A 13,879-nucleotide genomic window follows, 5' to 3' on the forward strand; every position below is an offset into this window, starting at 1 on the left:
CAGACTTGATGACAATTTCGAGGCGTGTGTGGCCCCCTGTGGGAGCGAGCTTGCTCGCGATAGCAGAGTGTCAGCTAAGCATATGGCGACTGACAAACAGCTATCGCGAGCAAGCTCGCTCCCACAGGGGGCAGCCGCTTGAGGGGCTACCCCAACGCCTTGTCCAACCGCTTGGCCCGCGCCCCCGCCGCAATGTCCATCACCGCCTTGTCACGCCCCCACATCTCACGCCACGCCGCAGGTCCACCGGCCAAGGCGTCGTTCAGTTCGGCTTCGAGCCCTTGGAACTGGGCGAACAGGCCACCCAGCAGCACATGCGTGGCCGCGCTCGAAGGATTGTGGCGGCTCGCCTCCGCGCACCCGGCGAGCAGCGCCAACAGGCGCAGTCGCAACGCCTGGGGCCAGGCGCATTCTTGCCCGACGCCATACAACCATGCAGTCATCGCGCTGAGCACATAAAGGTCTTCCAGGGTACGAAACGGTTTGACGTAGGCGTCCCAGCCGTCACCCGCCAGCAATTCGCACAGCGCGCCCTCCAACAGCACCCGACCATGGCTGATCTCCGGCATGAAGGGCAGGCCCGGGAGTTTTTCCAGCACCACACCCGGTTCGCCTGCGTAGGCCACCGCCAGACTCAATCGCGGGCGCTCGTCTTCCGGCGACTCGCTTCGGGCCGCGATCAACAGCCATTCGGCAGCATCGCCAGCGGTGACGAAGTCCTTGCGCCCGCTCACCCGCAAGTCGGTCAGGCGGGTCTGCATATCTGCCGGCCGCAGGCTGCGCTGCTCGGTGGCACACAACGCGCCGAGACTTTGCGGCGCGCTCGGCCAAAGCGTCCGCAGCGCCGCCTGATAGCCCACCAGGAACGCCAACCCAGGCGTCGCCATCGACCGCGCCCCGACCACGGCCAACTCGAACGGCGTGACCGTCCCCAGGCGGTGCAACAACGCGGCATAACCTTCAGCCAGATCCGCCCAGGCGGGCAACCGCTCGCCGCGTTCGATCAGGGTTTGCCAAGGCATGAAGGGCTCCTTTCGTGGGCTGTCATATAAGCATCACCAAAGCTTCATGGCGGTGACACCGGGGCTACATAGCCTGACTTTGCACAACATGGCTGCATAAAGAAAGTCGATTGGCTCAACCCAAGACGGGTAGACAGCCCGCACGGAGACTCGCTATGACCCAGATCGCCCGCATCCGCGACACCGGCAATGAACGCCGCCTGCAAGCCGAACGCCTGATCGGCGCCCAGGCCTTGCACGAAGCACAGGCCCTGCGCTTCAACGTCTTCAGCGGCGAATTCAACGCCAAGCTCAAAGGCGCGGAAATGGGTCTGGACATGGATGATTATGATGTTCACTGCGCCCACATCGGCGTACGCGACCTGAACACCGGCCGCCTCGTAGCCACCACTCGGCTGCTCGACCACCAGGCCGCCAGTAGCCTGGGCCGGTTCTACAGCGAAGAAGAATTCGCCCTCCACGGCCTGGTTCATCTGCAAGGCCCGATCCTGGAAATCGGCCGTACCTGCGTCGACCCGGCCTACCGCAACGGCGGCACCATCGCGGTGCTCTGGGGCGAACTGGCCGAAGTCCTCAACGAAGGCGGCTACAGCTACCTGATGGGTTGCGCGAGCATCCCGATGCAGGACGGCGGCATCCAGGCCCAGGCGATCATGCAGCGCCTGCGCGAACGCTACCTGTGCACCGAACACCTGCAGGCGGTGCCGAAAAAGCCCTTGCCGAGCCTGGACGTACCGTCCAACGTCATCGCCGAGATGCCACCGTTGCTCAAGGCCTACATGCGCCTGGGCGCGAAGATTTGCGGCGAGCCGTGCTGGGACGAAGATTTCCAGGTGGCCGACGTGTTCATCCTGCTCAAGCGCGACGAACTCTGCCCACGCTACGCCCGTCACTTCAAGGCAGCGGTCTGATGAGCCGGTTGCGGGTGTACGCGCGCATCGCGCGAGTATTGCTGGTGGTGGCGCTGGGCCTGAGCATGGCCAGCGTGTTCGGCCTGTTCGAACGCCTGGGCGTTGCCAACTCCATGGTCCGTCGCCAGCGTTGGTCGCGATTTTTCATGACGCGGTTGACCAATGCCCTGCCCTTTTCGGTGACGGTCCACGGCCAACTGCCGCGACAGCCAATGCTGTGGGTCAGCAATCACGTGTCCTGGACCGACATTCCGCTGCTGGGCATGCTCACGCCGCTGTCGTTCCTGTCCAAGGCCGAAGTACGCACCTGGCCGGTGGCCGGCTGGCTCGCCGCCAAGGCCGGCAGCCTGTTCATCCGTCGCGGTTCGGGCGACAGCCAACTGATCCGCAAGCAGATGAGCCGTCATCTTGAACAGGCTCATCCGCTGTTGATGTTCCCGGAAGGCACCACCACCGATGGCCGTTCGCTGCGCACCTTCCACGGTCGCCTGTTGTCGGCGGCCATCGATGCCGACGTGGCCCTGCAACCGGTGGCGATCCGTTACCTGCGCAACGGAGAACCGGATTCGCTGGCGCCATTCATTGGCGATGATGATTTGCTGTCGCACCTGATGCGGCTGTTCGCCAATGATCGCGGCGACGTGGAAATCCATCTGTTGGAACCGATTGCCTGCCACGGCCAGGAACGCGCGGTACTGGCGTTCCAGGCCCAGCAGGCGGTGCACCGGGCGTTGTTCGGCGAGATGCCGGAGAAGCAGCCGGTGCCGGTTCGGCCGGCGGCGATTGCGGCTTGATCCGTGTGAGATCCCTGTGGGAGCGAGCTTGCTCGCGATAGCGATTCAACATTCAGCAGATGTTCTGGCTGATATACCGCTATCGCGAGCAAGCTCGCTCCCACATGGGTTTATGGTGTGGTTTGGTTTTGGGCGAAATCCTGCAACTGCGGATAGAACAACCGAAAATCCTCGCTCAACGGCTCATAGAGCTTGACCAGTTCCGTCATCGCCCCCGCCAGCTCCTCCGGCCGTGACAAGCGCCGGGAAATGCCGCGCAGCACCTGCCCGATCACCTCGAATTCCTGATAGGACCCCAGCCAGTCATCCGCCGCCATGAACGGTGCGATGTGCGCCAGGCGCCCCGGCAACTGCGGTTCGGCGGCGAGAACCTGATAGACGCGGGAGGTGAAGTCCATCAGCGGCCCCTCACCGTACAGCGTCCAATCCCGGGCCAGGCAATGGTCGAAGAACACATCCAGTACGATTCCGGCATAACGCCGCCGCACTGTGGAAAAGCGCGACAAGGCGATATCCACCAACGGATGGCGATCGGTGTACATGTCGATGCGTCGATGCAGGGCGATCGCCGCTTCGATCCGCGGGTCGAATTGCCCTTGCAGCGGCCCTTTGACGAAATCGCCATAGAGGCTGCCGAGCAGTTGTTCCCGGCCAGGGCCGCCGAGGTGCAGGTGCGCGAGGTAGTTCATGGCGGGCAGCTTAGCACCACCGCGCCCATATCGTTATAACCCGATATAGCGATTTGTTCGGGGTTCAGATCAAATACATATTGGTATATCGCGAATTAACGATTTAAGGTTCGCTTCATCGCGATATAGCGTTTTACTCACCCGAGCCTGCCACCATGCCCCTCGACCTCGACGAAATAATAAAAGCCCTGGCGCACCCAGTACGGCGAGACATCCTCAACTGGCTCAAGGACCCCAAGGTCCAGTTTCCCGAGCAGCTGCACAACCATGAATTCGGCATTTGTGCCGGCCAGATCGACCAGCGTTGCGGCCTGTCGCAATCCACGGTCTCCGCACATCTGGCGGTGCTGCAACGGGCCGGGTTGATCACCAGCCAGAAGGTCGGTCAGTGGCACTTCTTCAAACGCAACGAGGAAGTGATCCAACAGTTCCTCAAGCAAATGAGCCAAGAGCTCTGATCTGACAAGGATTCGACATGCCCCTTTCCCTCTTCATCCTGGCGCTGAGCGCCTTCGCCATCGGCACGACGGAATTCGTCATCATGGGCTTGTTGCCCGACGTGGCGGCGGACCTCGGCGTGTCGATTCCCGGCGCCGGCTGGCTGGTCACCGGCTACGCCCTGGGCGTGGCCATCGGTGCGCCGTTCATGGCCCTGGCCACCGCGCGGCTGCCGCGCAAGGCCGCGCTGGTGGCGCTGATGGGGATCTTCATCATTGGCAACCTGCTCTGCGCCGTCGCCAGCGACTACAACGTGCTGATGCTTGCGCGAGTCGTCACCGCCCTGTGCCACGGTGCGTTCTTCGGCATCGGTTCGGTGGTCGCCGCCGGCCTGGTGGCGCCGAACAAGCGTGCCTCGGCCGTGGCCCTGATGTTCACCGGCCTGACCCTGGCCAACGTGCTTGGCGTACCGCTGGGCACCGCGCTGGGCCAGCAAGCCGGCTGGCGTTCGACCTTCTGGGCGGTAACGATCATCGGTGTAGTCGCCCTGATCGGCCTGATCCGCTTCCTGCCAGCCAAGCGCGACGAGGAAAAACTCGACATGCGTTCGGAGCTGGTGGCGCTCAAGGGAGCGGGCCTGTGGCTGTCGTTGAGCATGACCGCGCTGTTCTCCGCCTCGGTGTTCACCCTGTTTACCTACGTCGCCCCGCTGCTGGGTGAAGTGACCGGCGTATCGCCCCGTGGCGTGACGTGGACCCTGGTGCTGATCGGCCTAGGCCTGACCCTGGGCAACATCATCGGCGGCAAGCTGGCGGACAAGAGCCTGGCGAACACGCTGATGGGCGTATTCCTGACCATGGCGGTGGTGTCCACCATCTTGAGCTGGACCAGCGTGGCGTTGATCCCGACCGAGATCACGCTGTTCCTCTGGGCCACCGCCTGTTTCGCCGCGGTGCCGGCACTGCAGGTCAACGTGGTGACCTTCGGCAAAGACGCACCCAACCTGGTGTCCACCCTGAACATCGGCGCCTTCAACATCGGCAACGCCCTGGGCGCCTGGGTCGGCGGCAGCGTCATCGACCATGGCCTGGGCCTGACTTCCGTGCCCCTGGCGGCGGGCGCGCTGGCCGTGCTCGCGCTGCTGGTGACCCTGATCACTTTCCGCCAGGGCGGCAATGCCGACCTGGCCCCTGCCACTCACTGACTTTTAATTCTTTACTTGCGAGGTTGTATTTCATGGCGACAATTTTCGACCCTATCAAACTCGGCGACATCGAGCTGAAGAACCGCATCATCATGGCCCCGCTCACTCGCTGCCGTGCAGACGCCGGCCGTGTGCCCAACGCGTTGATGGCCGAATACTACGTGCAACGCGCCTCCGCCGGCCTGATCCTCAGTGAAGCCACGTCGGTGACGCCGATGGGCGTGGGCTACCCTGATACGCCGGGCATCTGGTCCAACGATCAGGTCCGCGGTTGGGCCAACGTGACCAAGGCCATCCACGGCGCTGGCGGCAAGATCTTCCTGCAGCTCTGGCACGTGGGCCGAATCTCCCACCCGTCCTACCTGGACGGCGAGCTTCCAGTGGCACCGAGCGCCATCCAACCCAAGGGCCACGTGAGCCTGGTGCGTCCGCTGGCCGACTATCCGACCCCACGCGCACTGGAAACCGCTGAAATCGCCGACATCGTCGATGCCTACCGCGTCGGCGCGGAAAACGCCAAGGCCGCCGGTTTCGATGGCGTGGAAATCCATGGCGCCAACGGTTACCTGCTCGACCAGTTCCTGCAAAGCAGCACCAACCAGCGCACCGACAACTACGGCGGCTCCCTGGAAAACCGTGCCCGCCTGCTGCTGGAAGTGACCGACGCCGCCATCGAAGTCTGGGGCGCCGGCCGCGTGGGCGTGCACTTGGCACCGCGCGCCGACTCCCACGACATGGGCGACGAGAACCGCCTGGAAACCTTCAGCTACGTTGCCCGCGAGCTGGGCAAGCGTGGCATCGCGTTTATCTGCTCCCGCGAGAAAGAAGGCGAAGACAGCATCGGCCCGCAACTCAAGCAAGCCTTCGGCGGCCCTTACATTGCCAACGAACGCTTCACCAAGGACAGTGCCAATGCCTGGCTGGCAGAAGGCAAGGCTGACGCCGTGGCGTTTGGCGTGCCGTTCATTGCCAACCCGGACCTGCCGGCACGCTTGAAAGCCGACGCGCCATTGAACGAGCCGCATCCGGAAACATTCTATGGGAAAGGTCCGGTGGGTTATATCGATTATCCATTGATGTAATTTAAACCACGCAGCCTTGTAAAAAAGCCCCGACTCGAAAGAGCCGGGGCTTTTTTACATCCAATGACTTTGACCCCAACCCAATTATTAAAGTTGAAATATCAAATAACAACACAGCACCGTCTCACCGTGGATTAACACTTCCAACAACGCTAATAATAAGCCCGAACAACAACCCATCCACTGAACGAACCCCATCACCACCAAAAAATACAAACATGCAACCTCACGCTTTACCAACCCAAAACATAATCAAATACTGTTTATCTTATGCAGGCTTTAGCGGCCTGAAACTCTTTAGAGGGATCTTACTATGAGCCTTATGAAAAACCTGATTCTCGCCCTGTTACTGGGCCCCTTGGCGGCCGCCGTCAGCTTGGCCAATACGAACATCATCGTCAATGTTATAAACGATACGTCCCATGATCTGGAAATGACTAACCTTCTGGGTGAGCTTTCCATACCTGACGATTTTCCTGTCGTCCCCGCCGACGCAAGTATGAAGTTTCAATTCAAACATGAAAGAAAATTCACCTACCCCGCTGCTGGCTGGCAACCCAGACTGAGGGAAATAAAACCTATTGAACTGGTTCTGACCTATCAGATGACCAACTTTAACTTCGGCTGCCAGCTGCAAACCCTGTTTGACGCCCGAGTTATTTTCGGTTTCCTGGAACCCAGCTACAAACCAAATTGGCAAAGCAGAACCGCGTATACCGGGAATGGCGAATATTCCTGTCGGTCAGTAATTACCCAAAGAATGCTGGAACCGCCCTTCAGCTACACCATTAACCTGACGATCAATGACAACAACCCGACCTGATCCAATGTTAGCGAGCCTGAGGCCCAGGGCACGCGCCTGAGCAGGATGCGACTTGGCAAACACGCAACAATTTTCCTACAAAATAGCCGAGGCGCCGTCTTTCAACGCTGAGGCGGTGCCTATATAAAGTACCCCGCCAGGATAAATGCCCGGCGGGGTACTTCCTGATCGGCTATTGACACAAACCGACTCAATTACGCATTTTGTTTCATTTGCGCAGGCTAGGGCTCAAGTGCAGCATGTCCAGCCCGGTTTCCACCCAGCGCTCCGCTTCACCTGCCAGTGCGAAGCTGTCGGGGGCCAGCAGCCACTGGTAGAGGATGCCGTCAATGTAAGCATGAATGGCCACCGCCGCCCTTTCGGGATCCAGGTCATCCGGCAACTGGCCGCGTTTCATCGCATTGCGCAGCGACAGCGCAATACGCACATTACAGTCGAGGCTGACCTGCCGCCGCTGCTGGCGCAGGTCACACATTTCATCGGTGAACTCGCATTTATGGAAAAGAATCTCGTTGATGCGTCGGGTTTTCGGATCCAGGGCCACCTGCTGGAACAACCGCACCAGCAGTTTGCGTATGCATCCCAGGGGATCGACCTCCTCTTCGCTCTCACTGGCGCGTGCCAGCTCATCGAGCGGTTCATGCAACGTATCGAGCATGGCCTGGAGCAGATCCGCCTTGTTGCTGAAATGCCAGTAGATGGCGCCCCGCGTCACACCGGCGAGCGTCGCGATGTCAGCCAGCGTGGTGCGCGCCACGCCTCGCTCGAAGAACGCTTTTTCGGCCGCTTCGAGTATCTGGTTGCGAGTCTCCAGAGCCTCCTCTTTGGTACGACGGACCATGGCAGTAAACACCTCAATCAGGATGCATAAGCGATGCGTAAGGTTCAGCATGACAATCCATGAGGCAGTGCCCGTCGACATGCGTCCCCGATTCGCATCGGCCTTTGTAAGGCTTTTGTAAATACGGATGGTACGCAATTTGGCTGTTTACAAACAACCGTGTACGTAAGTATATTTCTTAGCATCCTACTAATTGCTTATCTTGCTCTTTTTTACCTTCCACCTTCGAGCGCGCCTGTTACGCGCCTGGACCCGAGGATTTCCATGCAATTCAAGCCAGCTGTTACCGCTCTGGTCACTGCCATCGCCCTGGCATCGCTGCTCAGCGGATGCAAAAAGGAAGAGGCTGCCCCTGCGCCTCCCCCTCCCCAGGTCGGTGTGGTAACCCTCAAGACCCAGCCCTTTACCCTGACCTCCGAACTGCCGGGCCGCACCAGTGCGTTCCGCGTCGCGGAAGTGCGCCCGCAGGTCAACGGCATCATCCTCAAGCGCCTTTTCAAGGAAGGTGCCGACGTCAAGGCCGGCCAGCAGCTCTACCAGATCGACCCGGCCGTCTATGAGGCGACCCTCAAGAGTGCCGAGGCCAACCTGCGCTCTACCAAGTCGATTGCCGACCGCTACCAGCAACTGGTCAACGAACAGGCCGTAAGCCGGCAGGAATACGACACCGCCGTGGCCAATCGCCTGGAGTCGGAAGCCAACCTGCAGACTGCCCAGATCAACGTGCGCTACACCAAGGTCTATGCGCCGATTTCCGGTCGTATCGGCCGCTCCTCGGTGACTGAAGGCGCCTTGGTGAGCAACGGTCAGACCGATGCCCTGGCGACCATCCAGCAACTGGACCCGATCTACGTTGACGTGACGCAGAGCTCCGTCGAGCTGCTGCAACTGCGCCGCGAGCTGGAAAGCGGGCGCCTGCAAAAGGCAGGCGACAATGCCGCCATGGTCAAGCTGACGCTGGAAGACGGCAGTCAGTATCCGCACGAGGGCAAACTGGAATTTTCCGAAGTTTCGGTCGACCAGACCACTGGTTCGGTGACCTTGCGCGCCGTGTTCCCCAACCCTGACCACACCTTGCTGCCGGGCATGTTCGTCCACGCGCAACTGCAGGCCGGCGTGAACAGCGCGGCGATCCTGGCACCGCAGCAAGGCGTGACCCGTGACCTCAAGGGTGCGCCGACCGCCCTGGTCGTTGGCCCCGACAACAAGGTCGAACTGCGTCAGCTCAAGGCCAGCCGCACCGTTGGCAGCCAATGGCTGATCGAAGACGGGCTCAAGGCCGGCGATCGCGTGATCACCGAGGGGTTGCAGTTCGTACGCCCGGGCGTGGAAGTCAAAGCCACCGAGGCCACCAACGTCAATACCAAGAACCCGGCCCCCGCACAGGCAGCTGATAAAGCCGCCGGCGGCAAAGGGGAGTAAACCATGTCGAAATTTTTTATCGACCGTCCGATTTTCGCCTGGGTGATCGCCCTGGTGATCATGCTGGTCGGGGCTCTGTCGATCCTCAAGTTGCCGATCAACCAGTACCCGAGCATTGCGCCGCCGGCCATTGCGATCCAGGTGACCTACCCGGGCGCATCCGCGCAAACCGTGCAGGACACCGTGGTGCAGGTGATCGAGCAGCAGCTCAACGGCATCGACAACCTGCGTTATGTATCGTCGGAAAGTAACTCCGACGGCAGCATGACCATCACTGCTACCTTCGAGCAAGGCACCAACTCCGATACCGCGCAGGTCCAGGTCCAGAACAAGCTGAACCTGGCCACCCCGCTGCTGCCGCAAGAAGTGCAGCAACAGGGCATTCGCGTGACCAAGTCAGTGAGAAACTTCCTGATGGTGATCGGCGTGGTGTCGCGCGACGGCAGCATGACCCGGGAAGACCTGTCCAACTACATCGTGTCCAACATGCAGGACCCGATCTCGCGCACCGCGGGTGTTGGTGACTTCCAGGTCTTCGGCGCCCAATACGCGATGCGGATCTGGCTCGACCCGGCCAAGCTGAACAATTTCAACCTGACCCCGGTGGATGTGAGCACGGCGATTACCGCGCAGAACGTCCAGATCGCTTCCGGCCAGCTTGGCGGCCTGCCGGCCATGCCCGGCCAGCAACTGAACGCCACCATCATCGGCAAGACCCGCTTGCAGACCGCCGAGCAGTTCAAGGCAATCCTGCTCAAGGTCAACCCGGACGGCTCGCAAGTGCGTGTCGGCGACGTGGCCGATGTGGCCCTGGGCGGTGAGAACTACAGCATCAACGCGCAGTTCAACGGTGCCCCGGCCTCCGGCCTGGCGGTGCGACTGGCGACTGGCGCCAACGCCCTCGACACGGCCAAGGCCCTGCGCCAGACCGTGGAAAACCTCAAGCCGTTCTTCCCGCAAGGTCTGGAAGTGGTGTTCCCCTACGACACCACGCCGGTGGTGAGCGAATCGATCAAGGGTGTGGTTGAAACCCTGGTCGAGGCGGTCGTACTGGTGTTCCTGGTGATGTTCCTGTTCTTGCAGAACTTCCGCGCCACCATCATCACCACGATGACCGTACCCGTGGTACTGCTCGGCACCTTCGGCATCCTCGCGGCGTTCGGCTTCAGCATCAACACCCTGACCATGTTCGGCATGGTGCTGGCCATCGGCTTGCTGGTGGACGACGCCATCGTCGTGGTGGAAAACGTCGAACGGGTGATGAGCGAAGAAGGCCTGTCGCCCAAGGAAGCCACCAAGAAATCCATGGGCCAGATACAGGGCGCCCTGGTGGGTATCGCCCTGGTGCTCTCGGCGGTATTGCTGCCGATGGCGTTCTTCGGCGGCTCCACCGGTGTGATCTACAAGCAGTTCTCCATCACTATCGTCTCGGCCATGGCCCTGTCGGTCCTGGTGGCCCTGATTTTCACCCCGGCCCTGTGCGCCACCATGCTCAAACCAATCCCCAAGGGTGAGCACGGCACGCCGAAACGCGGCTTCTTCGGTTGGTTCAACCGCACCTTCGACCGTGGCGTCAGGAGCTACGAACGCGGCGTGGGCAATATGCTCAAGCACAAGGCCCCGTACCTGCTGGCCTACATCATCATCGTGGTTGGCATGGTCTGGCTGTTCACCCGCATCCCGACGGCGTTCCTGCCGGAAGAAGACCAGGGCGTACTGTTTGCCCAGGTGCAGACACCGGCCGGTTCCAGCGCCGAGCGTACCCAGGTGGTGGTGGACAAGATGCGTGAGTTCCTGCTGCGTCCGAGCAAGGACGGCGGCGAAGGCGATGGCGTGGCCTCGGTGTTCACCGTGACCGGCTTCAACTTTGCCGGTCGTGGCCAGAGCTCCGGCCTGGCGTTCATCATGCTTAAGCCGTGGGAAGAGCGTAACGCGGATAACACCGTGTTCAAGATCGCCGGCCGCGCCCAGCAACACTTCTTCACCTTCCGCGACGCGATGGTGTTCGCCTTCGCCCCGCCAGCGGTGATGGAACTGGGTAACGCCACCGGTTTCGACGTGTTCCTGCAGGATCGCGCCGGCATCGGTCACGACAAGCTGATGGAAGCCCGCAACCAGTTCCTGGGCATGGCGGCCCAGAGCAAAATACTGGCCCAGGTGCGTCCAAACGGCCTGAACGATGAACCGCAATACCAGTTGGAAATCGATGACGAGAAGGCCAGTGCCCTGGGCATTACCCTCTCGGAGATCAACAACACCCTGTCGATTGCCTTGGGCAGTAGCTATGTGAACGACTTCATCGACCGTGGTCGGGTGAAACGGGTGTACGTCCAGGGCCAGCCGAACGCACGCATGAGCCCCGAAGACCTGCAGAAGTGGTACGTGCGCAACAGCGCCGGGACCATGGTGCCGTTCACGGCGTTCGCCAAGGGTGAGTGGGTCTACGGCTCGCCGAAACTGGCTCGTTACAACGGCGTGGAAGCGATGGAAATCCTCGGCACCCCGGCGCCCGGCTATTCCACCGGTGAAGCCATGGCCGAAGTCGAAGCCATCGCCAAGAAGCTGCCGGCCGGTGTCGGCATTTCCTGGACGGGCCTGTCCTACGAGGAACGTCTGTCGGGCTCCCAGGCGCCGGCGTTGTATGCCTTGTCGCTGCTGATGGTGTTCCTGTGCCTGGCAGCGCTGTATGAGAGCTGGTCGATTCCGATCGCGGTCATGCTCGTGGTGCCCCTGGGGATCATCGGGGCGCTGATGGCGACCAGCCTGCGCGGCCTGTCCAACGACGTGTACTTCCAGGTGGGCTTGCTGACGACCATCGGCCTGGCGGCGAAAAACGCCATCCTGATCGTCGAGTTCGCCAAGGAACTCCACGAACAGGGCCGGACCCTGATGGAAGCTGCCATCGAAGCCTGTAGGATGCGTCTGCGACCGATCATCATGACGTCCCTGGCGTTCGTCCTCGGCGTGGTTCCGCTGGCGATTTCCACCGGCGCCGGCTCGGGCAGCCAGCACGCCATCGGTACCGGCGTGATTGGCGGTATGCTCACCGCGACCATCCTGGCAATCTTCTGGGTGCCCTTGTTCTTCGTGACGGTGTCGTCGATGGGTCGTCGCAAGAATATCGACCAGGACCACACTCCTGAAACTTCTAAAGAGGCTGGCCAATGAGCAAGTCGCTACTTTCCCTGACCATCGCCGCCGTCGTGCTCAGCGGTTGCTCGCTGATCCCCGACTATCAGCGGCCCGAAGCACCGGTCGCGGCGCAATACCCGCAGGGCCCGGCCTACGAGCCAGCCAATGCGCCCGGCCAGGCTGCCGCCGAACAGGGTTGGAAGCAGTTCTTCCATGACCCTGCGCTGCAGCAATTGATCCAGGTTGCCCTGGAGAACAACCGCGACCTGCGCGTCGCGGCGCTGAACATCGATGCCTACGCCGCGCAGTACCGCATCCAGCGCGCGGACCTGTTCCCGGCAGTCTCGGCCACCGGCTCCGGCAGCCGCCAGCGGGTACCGGCACGGGCTTCGCAAACCGGCGAAGCGGCGATCAGCAGTTCCTACTCGGCAACATTGGGGATCAGCGCCTACGAGCTGGACCTGTTCGGTCGCGTCCGCAGCCTGAGCGAGCAAGCCTTGCAAAGCTACTTCGCTACCGAAGAAGCCCGCCGCAGCACGCAGATCAGCCTGGTGGCCAACGTCGCCAATGCCTACCTGACCTGGCAGGCCGACAAGGAACTGCTCAAGCTGACCCAGGAAACCCTGGGCACGTACGAGCAGAGCCTGAAGTTGACCTCCCGCAGCGCCGAAGTTGGCGTGGCCTCGGCCCTGGACCTGAGCCAGGCGCGCACGGCGGTGGAAAACGCCCGCGTGCAACTGGCCCGCTACACCCGCCAGGTGGCCCAGGATGAAAACAGCCTGACCCTGCTGCTGGGCACCGGCCTGCCGGCCAACCTGCGCACCCAACCGTTGAGCGATGACCTGCTCAGCGAAGTGCCGGCCGGTTTGCCGTCGGACCTGTTGCAACGTCGTCCGGACATCCTCCAGGCCGAACGCAACCTGCTCGCCGCCAACGCCAACATCGGCGCCGCGCGGGCCGCGTTCTTCCCGAGCATCAGCCTGACGGCCAACGCCGGCACCCTGAGCCCGGACCTGTCCGGCCTGTTCAAGGGCGGTTCGGGCACTTGGACGTTCGCGCCGCAGATCAACCTGCCGATCTTCAACGCTGGCAGCCTGCGGGCGAGCCTGGATTACGCCAAGATCCAGAAAGACATCAACGTCGCGCAGTACGAGAAGTCGATTCAGACGGCGTTCCAGGAAGTCTCCGACGGCCTGGCCGCGCGCCAGACCTACAACGAGCAGTTGCAGGCCCAGACCGACTTCGTCGCCGCCAACCAGGACTACTACCGCCTGGCCGAGCGTCGCTACCGCATCGGTGTCGACAGCAACCTGACCTTCCTCGACGCCCAGCGCCAGTTGTTCAGCGCGCAACAATCGCTGATCACCGACCGCCTTGCGCAACTGACCAGCGAGGTCAATTTGTACAAGGCCCTGGGCGGTGGCTGGAATGCCGAGACGGGCAAGAGCGAACCGGTGGCGGAGAAGGCGCCGGAAACGAAGTTGTTCTGATTTGACGTCTGAAAACACGAAGCCCACCGAA

Annotated in this window: 12 protein-coding genes; 9 read left to right on the plus strand and 3 right to left on the minus strand. The window is 61.7% G+C overall.

Annotated features, from left to right (window positions below; genetic code table 11):
* Positions 1 to 146: 146 nt before the first annotated feature.
* Positions 147 to 1,022 (minus strand): acyl-CoA dehydrogenase, encoded by an 876-nt coding sequence (locus Q7C33_RS18720; RefSeq protein ID WP_030138450.1) that lies wholly within the window; start codon positions 1,020 to 1,022, stop codon positions 147 to 149.
* Positions 1,023 to 1,177: 155 nt separating this feature from the next.
* Here Q7C33_RS18720 and olsB point away from each other — a divergent pair, with 155 nt between their 5' ends.
* Positions 1,178 to 1,933: an L-ornithine N(alpha)-acyltransferase gene (gene olsB, locus Q7C33_RS18725; RefSeq protein WP_030138449.1), complete on the plus strand. Its 756-nt coding sequence runs from the start codon at positions 1,178 to 1,180 to the stop codon at positions 1,931 to 1,933.
* Positions 1,933 to 2,727 (plus strand): lysophospholipid acyltransferase family protein, encoded by a 795-nt coding sequence (locus Q7C33_RS18730; protein ID WP_198797104.1) that lies wholly within the window; start codon positions 1,933 to 1,935, stop codon positions 2,725 to 2,727. The genes olsB and Q7C33_RS18730 overlap by 1 nt, the downstream gene beginning before the upstream one ends.
* Before the next feature lie 110 nt (positions 2,728 to 2,837).
* Here the strand turns inward: Q7C33_RS18730 and Q7C33_RS18735 are convergent, their stop codons facing one another.
* Positions 2,838 to 3,416 carry an acyl carrier protein phosphodiesterase gene (locus Q7C33_RS18735; RefSeq protein WP_198797103.1) on the minus strand — a complete coding sequence of 193 codons (579 nt, stop codon included), beginning with the start codon at positions 3,414 to 3,416 and terminating at the stop codon, positions 2,838 to 2,840.
* Between the two features lie 155 nt (positions 3,417 to 3,571).
* Between Q7C33_RS18735 and Q7C33_RS18740 the strand changes: the two genes are divergently transcribed.
* The 4 genes from Q7C33_RS18740 to Q7C33_RS18755 all read left to right on the plus strand — a co-directional run bounded on the left by Q7C33_RS18740 (position 3,572) and on the right by Q7C33_RS18755 (position 6,963).
* A complete protein-coding gene (locus tag Q7C33_RS18740; protein ID WP_030138446.1) occupies positions 3,572 to 3,874 on the plus strand; it encodes an ArsR/SmtB family transcription factor in 303 nt (100 codons plus the stop codon).
* A 17-nt stretch (positions 3,875 to 3,891) separates the two neighbouring features.
* On the plus strand, positions 3,892 to 5,058 hold the full coding sequence (locus Q7C33_RS18745; RefSeq protein WP_198797102.1) for an MFS transporter: 1,167 nt from the start codon (positions 3,892 to 3,894) through the stop codon (positions 5,056 to 5,058).
* Positions 5,059 to 5,090: 32 nt separating this feature from the next.
* Positions 5,091 to 6,140 carry an alkene reductase gene (locus Q7C33_RS18750; protein ID WP_323154531.1) on the plus strand — a complete coding sequence of 350 codons (1,050 nt, stop codon included), beginning with the start codon at positions 5,091 to 5,093 and terminating at the stop codon, positions 6,138 to 6,140.
* 313 nt (positions 6,141 to 6,453) lie between these two features.
* Entirely contained in the window at positions 6,454 to 6,963 is a 510-nt protein-coding gene (locus Q7C33_RS18755) for a hypothetical protein (RefSeq protein WP_407683922.1), read from the plus strand.
* Positions 6,964 to 7,171: 208 nt separating this feature from the next.
* Here Q7C33_RS18755 and Q7C33_RS18760 read toward each other — a convergent pair whose 3' ends face one another.
* Positions 7,172 to 7,804, minus strand: a complete 633-nt coding sequence (locus Q7C33_RS18760) for a TetR family transcriptional regulator (protein ID WP_030142282.1) — start codon at positions 7,802 to 7,804, stop codon at positions 7,172 to 7,174.
* 264 nt (positions 7,805 to 8,068) lie between these two features.
* On the opposite strand from Q7C33_RS18760, the gene Q7C33_RS18765 reads away from it, so the two are divergent.
* From Q7C33_RS18765 to adeC, 3 genes are read left to right on the plus strand one after another with little or no spacing between them, the layout of a single operon-like run.
* Positions 8,069 to 9,226 (plus strand): efflux RND transporter periplasmic adaptor subunit, encoded by a 1,158-nt coding sequence (locus tag Q7C33_RS18765; protein ID WP_198797100.1) that lies wholly within the window; start codon positions 8,069 to 8,071, stop codon positions 9,224 to 9,226.
* A gap of 3 nt (positions 9,227 to 9,229) precedes the next feature.
* A complete protein-coding gene (gene emhB / locus Q7C33_RS18770) occupies positions 9,230 to 12,394 on the plus strand; it encodes an efflux RND transporter permease subunit EmhB (RefSeq protein ID WP_198797099.1) in 3,165 nt (1,054 codons plus the stop codon).
* Positions 12,391 to 13,848, plus strand: a complete 1,458-nt coding sequence (gene adeC, locus Q7C33_RS18775; protein ID WP_407683923.1) for an AdeC/AdeK/OprM family multidrug efflux complex outer membrane factor — start codon at positions 12,391 to 12,393, stop codon at positions 13,846 to 13,848. Before emhB ends, adeC begins: the two co-directional genes overlap by 4 nt.
* Positions 13,849 to 13,879 lie beyond the last annotated feature (31 nt).

It is taken from the genome of Pseudomonas sp. BP11-1-1, from assembly GCF_052112105.1.
GTDB lineage: Bacteria > Pseudomonadota > Gammaproteobacteria > Pseudomonadales > Pseudomonadaceae > Aquipseudomonas > Aquipseudomonas alvandae.

Coding starts and splice junctions, on each gene's coding strand:
- Q7C33_RS18765 (WP_198797100.1), top strand. CDS start 8,069: ATGCAATTCAAGCCAGCTGTTACCGCTCTGGTCACTGCCATCGCCCTG.
- Q7C33_RS18750 (WP_323154531.1), top strand. CDS start 5,091: ATGGCGACAATTTTCGACCCTATCAAACTCGGCGACATCGAGCTGAAG.
- Q7C33_RS18755 (WP_407683922.1), top strand. CDS start 6,454: ATGAGCCTTATGAAAAACCTGATTCTCGCCCTGTTACTGGGCCCCTTG.
- Q7C33_RS18730 (WP_198797104.1), top strand. CDS start 1,933: ATGAGCCGGTTGCGGGTGTACGCGCGCATCGCGCGAGTATTGCTGGTG.
- emhB (WP_198797099.1), top strand. CDS start 9,230: ATGTCGAAATTTTTTATCGACCGTCCGATTTTCGCCTGGGTGATCGCC.
- Q7C33_RS18745 (WP_198797102.1), top strand. CDS start 3,892: ATGCCCCTTTCCCTCTTCATCCTGGCGCTGAGCGCCTTCGCCATCGGC.
- adeC (WP_407683923.1), top strand. CDS start 12,391: ATGAGCAAGTCGCTACTTTCCCTGACCATCGCCGCCGTCGTGCTCAGC.
- Q7C33_RS18740 (WP_030138446.1), top strand. CDS start 3,572: ATGCCCCTCGACCTCGACGAAATAATAAAAGCCCTGGCGCACCCAGTA.
- Q7C33_RS18760 (WP_030142282.1), bottom strand. CDS start 7,804: ATGGTCCGTCGTACCAAAGAGGAGGCTCTGGAGACTCGCAACCAGATA.
- Q7C33_RS18735 (WP_198797103.1), bottom strand. CDS start 3,416: ATGAACTACCTCGCGCACCTGCACCTCGGCGGCCCTGGCCGGGAACAA.
- Q7C33_RS18720 (WP_030138450.1), bottom strand. CDS start 1,022: ATGCCTTGGCAAACCCTGATCGAACGCGGCGAGCGGTTGCCCGCCTGG.
- olsB (WP_030138449.1), top strand. CDS start 1,178: ATGACCCAGATCGCCCGCATCCGCGACACCGGCAATGAACGCCGCCTG.